Origin of the sequence: Desulfosarcina sp., assembly GCF_033791525.1 — a bacterium.
GTDB lineage: Bacteria > Desulfobacterota > Desulfobacteria > Desulfobacterales > Desulfosarcinaceae > Desulfosarcina.
This window is the reverse complement of record NZ_JASJGN010000447.1, coordinates 1-9,198: the sequence shown is the minus strand read 5'-3', so window position 1 is coordinate 9,198 and position 9,198 is coordinate 1. Positions and strand designations below refer to the sequence as shown.

The 9,198-nt window shown below is 56.4% G+C and carries 9 protein-coding genes; 5 read left to right on the top strand and 4 right to left on the bottom strand.

Translation table 11 applies throughout. The features are described 5' to 3' along the window. Positions 1–285, bottom strand: a 285-nt coding sequence (locus QNK41_RS21220) for an AF1514 family protein (RefSeq protein WP_319261300.1), incomplete at its 3' end; no start/stop codon positions are given. 319 nt (positions 286–604) lie between these two features. On the opposite strand from QNK41_RS21220, the gene QNK41_RS21215 reads away from it, so the two are divergent. Then, entirely contained in the window at positions 605–1,432 is an 828-nt protein-coding gene (locus tag QNK41_RS21215; protein ID WP_319261297.1) for an NYN domain-containing protein, read from the top strand. A gap of 7 nt (positions 1,433–1,439) precedes the next feature. On the opposite strand, the gene QNK41_RS21210 is transcribed toward QNK41_RS21215, so the two are convergent. Further along, positions 1,440–2,021 (bottom strand): VCBS repeat-containing protein, encoded by a 582-nt coding sequence (locus QNK41_RS21210; protein WP_319261294.1) that lies wholly within the window; start codon positions 2,019–2,021, stop codon positions 1,440–1,442. 186 nt (positions 2,022–2,207) lie between these two features. Here QNK41_RS21210 and QNK41_RS21205 point away from each other — a divergent pair, with 186 nt between their 5' ends. From QNK41_RS21205 to QNK41_RS21190, 4 genes are all read left to right on the top strand, one after another. Then, a complete protein-coding gene (locus tag QNK41_RS21205; protein ID WP_319261292.1) occupies positions 2,208–4,268 on the top strand; it encodes an ATP-binding protein in 2,061 nt (686 codons plus the stop codon). Between the two features lie 153 nt (positions 4,269–4,421). Beyond that, a complete protein-coding gene (locus QNK41_RS21200; protein ID WP_319261290.1) occupies positions 4,422–4,943 on the top strand; it encodes a lipocalin family protein in 522 nt (173 codons plus the stop codon). Between the two features lie 87 nt (positions 4,944–5,030). Beyond that, positions 5,031–6,020 (top strand): zinc-dependent alcohol dehydrogenase family protein, encoded by a 990-nt coding sequence (locus QNK41_RS21195; RefSeq protein WP_319261287.1) that lies wholly within the window; start codon positions 5,031–5,033, stop codon positions 6,018–6,020. A gap of 305 nt (positions 6,021–6,325) precedes the next feature. Beyond that, positions 6,326–7,369, top strand: a complete 1,044-nt coding sequence (locus QNK41_RS21190) for a sulfite oxidase (RefSeq protein ID WP_319261284.1) — start codon at positions 6,326–6,328, stop codon at positions 7,367–7,369. A 63-nt stretch (positions 7,370–7,432) separates the two neighbouring features. Here the strand turns inward: QNK41_RS21190 and QNK41_RS21185 are convergent, their stop codons facing one another. Together QNK41_RS21185 and QNK41_RS21180 are read right to left on the bottom strand one after the other, a co-directional pair. After that, entirely contained in the window at positions 7,433–7,888 is a 456-nt protein-coding gene (locus QNK41_RS21185; protein ID WP_319261281.1) for a MaoC family dehydratase, read from the bottom strand. A gap of 141 nt (positions 7,889–8,029) precedes the next feature. Continuing rightward, the gene (locus QNK41_RS21180) at positions 8,030–8,617 is read right to left on the bottom strand and encodes a peptide-methionine (S)-S-oxide reductase (protein ID WP_319261303.1); all 588 of its coding nucleotides are present in this window, start codon (positions 8,615–8,617) and stop codon (positions 8,030–8,032) included. Between the last annotated feature and the right edge of the window lie 581 nt (positions 8,618–9,198).

Sequence of the window (9,198 nt, the reverse complement as noted above, 5' to 3'; positions counted from 1 at the left end):
ATAGAAAAACTCATACTCGCCGTCGTTGATGTCGATCTTCAGGTTGTAGCCCCTGGCCTCGGCAAATACAATCCAGGGCGGCCGTCCGCCGCCGCCGCAATCGTAAGTGGGCCAGAATTCGCCGGTTTTTCCGCTGTGGTAGGACAGCATCATGGCATTGCTGTCAATGTCGCGGGCTTTTGTTTTGGCCATGTCACGGGCTGTCGACAGATCCAGGTCGGCGTCCTCGACATTCATCGTTACCGTATCCCGGGTATATTCATTTGTTGCTCGAAGTTCAGCCATCAGTGCACCCTCATTTTTTTATTGAAGTTTGAATTGATGGAATCGAAAAACGTCCCATCTCAGACGGTTTCGTAAAAAGTTCGAGATTAAGGCTTGCGAATCCCGAGGAGTGAGGCGTACTTATGGTACGCTGCAGTGACGAGGGATGAAGCGTAACGCAGATATCGGACTTTTTACGGAACCGCCATGAATTGAAAATAAGAAGCCTTCTACATTTGTAAATCAAGGTCTTGCTGGCGTGGAGCATCATCGTTTCTTTTTTTTTGCAATCGGGGTATGATCATTTTTCGAAAACCATTGAAAATCCGGGAAGGAAAACATGAGCAAGATACTTGAAGCGACCAACCTGGCCGTGTTCTGCGACTTCGAAAATGTGGCCCTCGGGGTGCGGGATGCCCGCTTTGCCCAGTTCGACATCAGCAAGGTGCTCGAGCGGTTGCTGCTCAAGGGCAGCATCGTGGTCAAGAAAGCTTACTGCGACTGGGAACGGTACAAGGAGTTCAAAGCGGCCATGCACGAAGCGGCCTTCGAACTCATCGAGATCCCCCATGTGCGCCAGTCGGGCAAGAATTCCGCCGACATCCGCATGGTGGTCGATGCCCTGGACCTGTGCTACACCAAATCACACGTGGATACCTTCGTGGTTGTCAGCGGGGATTCGGACTTCTCACCATTGGTCAGCAAACTTCGCGAGAACAACAAGAACGTTATCGGCGTGGGTGTGAAAAATTCCAGTTCGGATCTGTTGATCGCCAATTGCGACGAATTCATTTATTACGATGACCTGGTCCGCAAGAAGAAAAAGGCCAAAAAACCGGCCCGCAAGCCGCCTGTCAAGGGGCCTAAAACACTTGCTCCCGAGGCCACTCCCATAGAGGATGCAGAAACGCGGATCCAAGCTGCGCTGGATTTGGTGATGGAGACCCTGGAGGCTCTGGCCGAAGAGCGCGGGTCGGAAGATAAAATATGGGGGTCCATGGTCAAGCAGACACTCAAGCGCCGCCGCCCGGGATTCAACGAGTCTTACTACGGGTTCCGTTCATTCAAACGCCTGCTGGACGAAGCCGCCAGCCGCGGACTCATGGAACTGGAATCGGACGAAAAGTCCGGTGGGTACATCATCCGCAGCTTCCATTCGGAGGAGTGACCATCGTTCAATCTAACCCACTGGGCTGGCCCATGCGCAAAGGCCCGCCCCTGGCCGTGGTCCACAGCAGGCAGTCGCAGCCGGAATCGGGAACGGTAAAGATGTCCAGGCCGTGATCAAAGGTTTGGACCATGATCTCCAGTTGACCATCACCGTCCAGATCGGCAATGGTCGGTGCCTCCGGGGCGCCGTTGCCGTTCCCGTTATGTCCCGGATCAGGCAGGGCGATGTTATGAAGTGGCGTGCCGTCGGCTCCCAGGATGATCAAATGGCCTGAATCGCTGACATCGGGATCGCCGTAGGTGGAGAAGACAATCTCCGGTGAACCGTCCTGGTTCAGGTCTTCCAGCATTGGCTCCGAGGCATACATGATGGCCTTGCCGTTAGTGTAGTTGAACCGCCAGAGCATGTCCGCATCAGCTGAAAAGCAGGTCATGAATCCGTCGTTGAGTGAAACGACGATCTCTTTGCGGGCATCGCCCTGGATGTCCGCAATGGCGGCGGCCGGAACGCCGCCCGGCGGATACCACCCCGCCACTTCAACGGGAAAATCACCCTGGGGCAGCACCTCCCATCCTGGCTTGTGCATTCTGTGTGCAACTATTTGAGCCTGATCAATCCGTTAAAGAAGTGAAAAAGAAAAGTACCAAGGGTTTCGTAAGGCGCATTGCACAGGGTCCTGTTGCCTGGCTCACAGACATGTTCACCTTGACGGACTTTCTTTTCCTGCCCATATTTGAATTGTTGTGCCGACTATTGCCAAGGATGCCGACCGATGCAAATGCTTCCCCAGCCGTTCGATGATGATATGAAAGCGGAGCTTGAAACCCTCCGCCAGTCGGTCCACCGATTAGCCACTGATGCACAGAGACCAGCCCCGTTCCGGCAGATGGCACTCGTGGCGCAGGCGGATCGTATCTTACAACGACTGGTATCCTGGTTGCTGGATGATGAGCAGACGCAGGTGATGGCCGCCCACCCATGTCAGACTTTTTTTCTGCATGCCGCCGCCTTTCTTTGCGACATCGGGCTGATGGACGGCAGCGGTGCGTCCGCCGACAGCAGCATTGCGCGACGCTCCCACGACTGGATTCAAGGGAACTGGCAGGCCCTTGGGATCAAGGATGCTCGCCGCGCCGGGATCATGGCCCTGATATGCCTGCAGATGCAGGACGCAAGCGACCTTGATCCAGCGCCTGTCGGTTCCGTGCCCACGCACTATGCCGGCACCCTGATCAACACGAAGTTGATTGCCGCCGCTATCCAACTATCCAGAGCCCTGGAGCTGAAATCACCTGCCACCTTCCTGGCAATTGTCGCCCATTTGCGCGGTAATCCGAACGGCTCATCGGCGAACTGGATGGATGCATTCGATGTCGACGGCGTCGGGCCGCACCCCTACCTTTCGGCCACCATCCGCGTAAAAATCAGTTGCCGCGACCCAGAACTCCACCGGGCCCTGAAACACCACGAACGCGCCGTTCAGGAGCAGCTCAACGACATCAACCAGCGGACCCGTCCCCGATTTCTGTTTGCCGACCTGATCTATGAAATCGAACCGGCGGGTTATCAACCGGTGGACCTGAAGTATACCGTTGACACCTCCGCCGCCCTGCACCTGTTCATGGGCAACCGACTTTATTCGGACAAACGCGTCTTTCTGCGCGAACTCATACAGAATGCGGTGGACGCCTGCAGCATGCGCAAACTGGCCGACAAGGCCTATGTGCCAGTCATTTCCATTGCCTTCAACGACGACATCAGCCGTATCACGGTCCGCGACAACGGCATCGGCATGGACCGGCAATGGCTGGAAAAATACTTTCTCTCCATCGGCATCTCCTTTTATCAGTCCGATGAGGTCAAAACAGTCAATGAGGATCCGCGCATCGATATCGGCTTCATCAGCCAGTTCGGGATCGGTTTTCTGTCCAGTTTCCTGGTGGCGGAAAAAATAGTCATCAAGACCCGCAAGGGCGCCTCGCCGGGGCTGCTGATTACAATCACCAGCCTGAAGGATTATTTCGACGTGCGGCCCTTAGGCGATGATGCGCACGCCGGGACGGAGGTGACCCTTCACCTGAAACCGTCCAGGTTCAACTACAGTCGACGCATGGAATTCGTTGGCTATTTGAAGACCAACATCCGTTTCCTTCAGATTCCGGTCAGGCTTACCGACGAGCGGGGACATACCACCATCATCGGTAACGAGCCCATATCCTATGCCGCTGTCCAGAACGCTGACTCTGACTTTGTCGCCCCGGTGACCTTTGACGACGCCGAGGGCTTCATCTACCTGGGCGCTAAAGTGAACGATTCCCGTATCTTTGCACTGGAAACGGCAACCGGCGGTGTATCCGTCTTTCAGGACGGCATCTTTGTGACCCAGGACGATCTGCTGCTGCCCGAGGGCGCCCGCCAGCATGTGGTGGGCCGGATCAATCTCAAAGGCCGCGACAAGTGCGAGCTGAGCATGGACCGCAACCGGATTTTCTGGACCGGCGAACGCAAAAAACTGATCCGGCAACAGATCCGTTTGGCGCTGGTGGACATCGCCAACCGTCTGATGAAGGCCCTGGATACCCAAGGTGCATCCGTGAACACCAGAAACAGTTTCATCAACCAACTGGCCATCTTCTTCGATTTCAGCGAAGTCGACGACGTGGTGTATGACGGTTTGTGCCAATCTTTGCGAAAAGTGGTGGACAAGCGCTTCAGGGATTTTGTGCGCATTCATTTTCCCCATGCACGTTCGGTCGGCAGAATCCCAGAGGCCGACGGCTATAACGAACAGTGGCAACAGCGGATATTGGCCTCCTTTGCCTCGACCCATTGAGGCCGTTCGTCTGCGCGTGTCATGAACCTGCCCGCAACATGTGAGGGCTTCACAGGCAGGCCGCGGCTATCCGGCAAACATGATTATTCCGATCCCGAATGCCGATGGTGTCGCCGAAAACTTAATCCGAAAAGGAATACGGCTCTGAAACACATGACCATGACACTGGCGGGAGCCATGCTGCTGTCCCTGTTTGGATGCCAGTCCATGCCACCGATCCACACCGTGGCCCAGGTCGACCTGGAGCGGTTCATGGGCGATTGGTACGTGATTGCCAACATCCCCACATTTATTGAAAAAGATGCCTATAACGCGGTGGAATCCTACCGCCTGGCCGAAGACGGCTCTATCCCAACCACCTTCACCTTCAACAAGGGCGGCTATGACGGCCCGCTCAAAACTTATACACCACGGGCTGTCGTGCGCGACACCGCATCCAACGCGGTCTGGGACATGCAGTTCGTCTGGCCCTTCAAATCCGAATACCGCATCATCCTCTTGACCACAGACTATTCCCAAACGGTGGTGGGCCGGACCAAAAGGGATTATGTCTGGATCATGGCCCGCACGCCGTCGCTTCTTGAAGGGGATTACCGCAAGATTCTTCAGTTTTTGGAGCAGGAGGGGTATGACATCGGCAAGGTGAAAAAAGTGCCACAAAAGCCGGGCGGTTGACCGTCGTTCCATTGTCACGGCTGTATTTAGCCGATCGGTGACCCGCCCAGTTTGTGTTTAACCAAGACAATCCAAGGAGGATAACGCATGCCGAAAATAGTTCGATTTCATGAAACTGGGGAGGCGGATGTGCTCAGGCTCGAGGAGTTGCCGGATTCGCAGCCCGGCAAAGGTGAAGTGCGTCTGAAGGTGGCGGCCATCGGCCTTAACCGGGCCGAGGTGATGTTCCGCCAGGGCGTGTATCTGGAGAGCCCTGAACTGCCCTCTCGTCTCGGCTACGAGGCTGCCGGAACGGTGGACGCGGTGGGCCCCGGTGTTGACGGCATTCAGATTGGCGATCGCGTCAGCACGATACCCTCTTTTTCCATGACCCAATACGGGGTTTATGGCCAAAGTGCCATCGTGCCGGCCCATTCGGTTGCCCGCTACCCTGACAGCCTATCTGCCGTTGAAGGCGCCGCTATCTGGATGCAGTACATGACCGCTTACGGCGCCTTGATCGAATATGGTCGGCTGCAGAAAGATGCGTCGGTTTTGATCACCGCCGGCAGCAGCAGCGTTGGCCTGGCGGCCATCCAGATCGTCAAATCAGTGGGCGCGTTGGCCGTGGCGACCACGCGGGGTGCGGACAAAAAACAGTTTCTCCTGGACGCCGGTGCCGATCACGTGATCGTGACCGATGAGGCGGATCTGGCCGCACAGACCCTGGCGATCACCGGCGGCAAGGGGGCCGACATCATCTTTGACCCGGTGGCCGGCCCGTTTCTGGAAAAGCTGGCCCAGGCCGCGGCGCCCGGTGCCACGATTTTCGAATATGGGGCCCTGTCCCCGGCGCCAACCCCGTTTCCCCTGTTCGATGCCCTCGGCAAAGGCCTGACCATTCGCGGGTATACCCTGTTTGAGATCGTCAAGCAGCCCGCGTGCATGGCCCGCGGCAAACAGTTTGTCTATGACGGCCTGGCATCCGGTGCCCTCAAGCCGGTCATCGCCCGCACATTTGCCCTGGACGCCATCGTCGAGGCCCACCGCTTTATGGAGTCCAACCGGCAGAAGGGCAAAATCGTGGTGACGGTATAAGGGCCAAAAAAACGACTTGTTCCTTCTTGCCTGTGCTTTCCTTCGGCTTCATCCTTGCGCCGATGACCACAACCAATTCATATGCGGCCATCGTCTCGCCTCCGGTTTGCTGCGTTAAGCCATTGACGCCGGCCGCACACGGCTCATATAATGGTGATACCCATCCCATCCGTACGTTCCGGCGACCATACCCTTTCCCGCTCACGTCCGGGAGCCCACCGAATGCATGGCGTGAACGGATCGTTTCCTGGCGGTAAATCGGCTGTCGAGGAAGCAAACCCAACCCGAACAAGGGGGCCTGACCGATGACTAAATCCATGCGTATCATGACCGAAAGCCCGCTGAACGCCGAAACGCCGGCAGTGCGCCTGCGTTCCTGGATTACACCCAATGCGGTTTTTTTCGACCGCAACCAGGGAAAGATACCGGAAGTACCGGTTGCATTGGACAAGTGGGTATTGATGGTCGATGGGATGGTCAAGAGAAAGCTTGGTCTGCACCTGGACCAGATCCAACGCCTCCCCAAAGCCATCGTTGCCAATACCCTGGAGTGCTCGGGAAACAGTCGGTCCCTGCTCGAGAAAAAAGCGCCTGGCAACCCGTGGACCATCGGCGGCGTCGGCAATGCGGTCTGGGGCGGTGTCTGGCTAAGGGACCTGCTGAACGACGCGGGTCTGGCGGACCGGGCCGCCCATGTCGCTTTCGAAGGAATGGACACCCCCCTCGGCAAAGCCCAGATTAAATTCGTGCGCAGCATCCCCATCGAAAAGGCGATGTCATCCACCCTGCTGGCTTATGAAATGAATGGGGACCCCCTGCCCTTAAAGCACGGCTACCCGTTGCGGGCACTGGCTTTGGGATGGACCGGGGCCAACTGCGTGAAGTGGCTCAATCGCATTACGGTGCTGGAAAAGCCATTCGAAGGGTTCTTCATGGACCAGGTCTACCGTGTTTTTCAAAAAGGTGAGAAACCCGATACTGGTGATGCGGTCACCGCCATCGCCCTGAAATCCATTATCACCCAGCCCTTGACCGGTGAGCACCTGGAGAAGGGAGCGATTGTTGTGCTTGGCGCCGCCTATGCCGGCGAAGGGCACGTGGCAACCGTCGAGGTGTCCGTCGATGACGGTGCCACCTGGCAGGCGGCCGAATTTATCGGTCCGGATGAGCCCTTTGCCTGGCGGCAATGGCAGTATGTCTGGCCTGCAAGCCAGGCCGGTGAACACACGATCAAAGCACGGGCTACGGACGGCCAGGGCAGGCGGCAGCCGGAAACTGCCCGATGGAATTTTCTTGGCTACGGTAATAATGGCATCGATGAACACGCCGTGAGGGTCACCGTCGAGTAAACGCAAAGGTTTGATCTCCGGATCTGACCTGGAAGGCTGCAACCGCAAGGCAAATGGGCGCCTCTACAGGTGTTTGCGCCGGATCATGCGCCGGATGGTGTATTCCATGACCGGCTCCTCATCCTGATTGTTGACACGTTGGAAAAAAGAGACGATTCCCCGATCCGGTTTTTTGGTCTGCCGCTTGTCCACCACCTCGATGTCGACGCCGATGGTCTCGTCGATAAACACCGGTCTGATCACCTTGAGTTCGACGCCCAGAAACGCCAAACCCGTGCCATGCAGGATTCCGGACAGGAGTGTCAGACCTTCGGAGATCGAGAATGTCAGTGCTCCGGGAACGATGGGCCTTTCGTAGGGTGTTTCATGCGCGACGTATGCCCGGTCCATGAAAAGGGGCTCGAAAAATCCGAAAGCGGTAGTAAAGCTGATATGGTCCGCTTCGGTAATCGTACGACGGTCCGTGGCGTATTTCCGTCCGGCCGAGAAATCCTCGAAATATAGTCCACGACAGTTCATGGAAAGCCCTTTTCTGAACCGCGATAGCGAGCGCATTCCCCGTCGTTTGCGTTGGGGTTAGCGAGCGAACTGGAAATCGGCTTTCAGCCCATACGGGCAATATTCAATCGGCACGCAAAGGGGGTTCATCGTATTGCTTAGCTATTGACGATCATAATTCCACTTCCGCTTCAGCATATCCGTAAGGGTCTTTTTCCCCGCATCCGTCAGCCCAAGATCGTCGATCTCACGCGCCAGCTGATCGCTGTTGCCGTGCCCGCTCGCGTATCCGTTTAGGCGCGCCACGGCGGTGGAGTCCACGAAATTACGGTGAAGCGGATAGATGCGCGACATTTCGGCGTTCAGGTCGTAATGCTGCTTGATAATATACTTCTGATGGTAATCTTCGGCCATGGTAAATGTGCGCAGTGGAGCCACCTCGGTTTTGACCCGTTGGCCGAGCTTTTTCTCCACATCCGCCTTGGACTCTGTGGCCGCCTGCCGCTGCCGGTCGTCGTGGAAGAACACGGCATTCATGTACTGCCGGGACCACGACCGCCCGGTGGGCTTGTGGCCCTGCCAGAATATGTCCAGCAGCTCCTTGTAGGTGATGCGCTGCGGATCGTAATCCACCTGCACGGTTTCGGTGTGGTCACCGATATGGCCGTAGTCCGGATTGTCCTGCCTGCCGCCGGCGTAACCCACGCGTGTGCGAATCACACCATCTATGATCCCGAACCGGGATTCGATTCCCCAGAATCACCCCAGTCCGAAGGACGCGGTTTCGAAAATTGACGGCGCCGCCGCATCGATGGGCGGGATTGCCAGTGAATCAGTTTCGGTTTTCAATGCCAGGTTCATGGTCGCCTCCGTTGTCTTCGAATCTTGACCTGCCTGTGAGTCCATCGTTGGGGAGCAGGCCAACAGCAACGACAGTATACCTACCAACAATAAACACCCTTTGCCGGTTGTGCAGCATCTTTTTTTCATCGTGCGGCGCCTCTCTTTCCCATTATCCGTTTTTACCCGTGAAAGGTTGAGAACAGGCCGTCTATCACCTGTACGACCAAACCATAACCACGAATGGACGGCCTTGCTGTAAAGATTCGATAAAGATTGCCGGGCCAGGATTGAAATTGCAGGGCGTCCGCAGGCGATCGAAAAGCGCTTACACGCTTTGCCCAGTCGACTGAAGGGTTTTTATTTGGCGGACGATGGAGTATGGTCCGAACCACTTTTTTCATGCAACAGTCGATTTGAAATGACAGCAACACCTTAACCGGAGGCGGTAATGAAAAAGCAGGTTGATCCATTCATGCACAGCGCCGAGC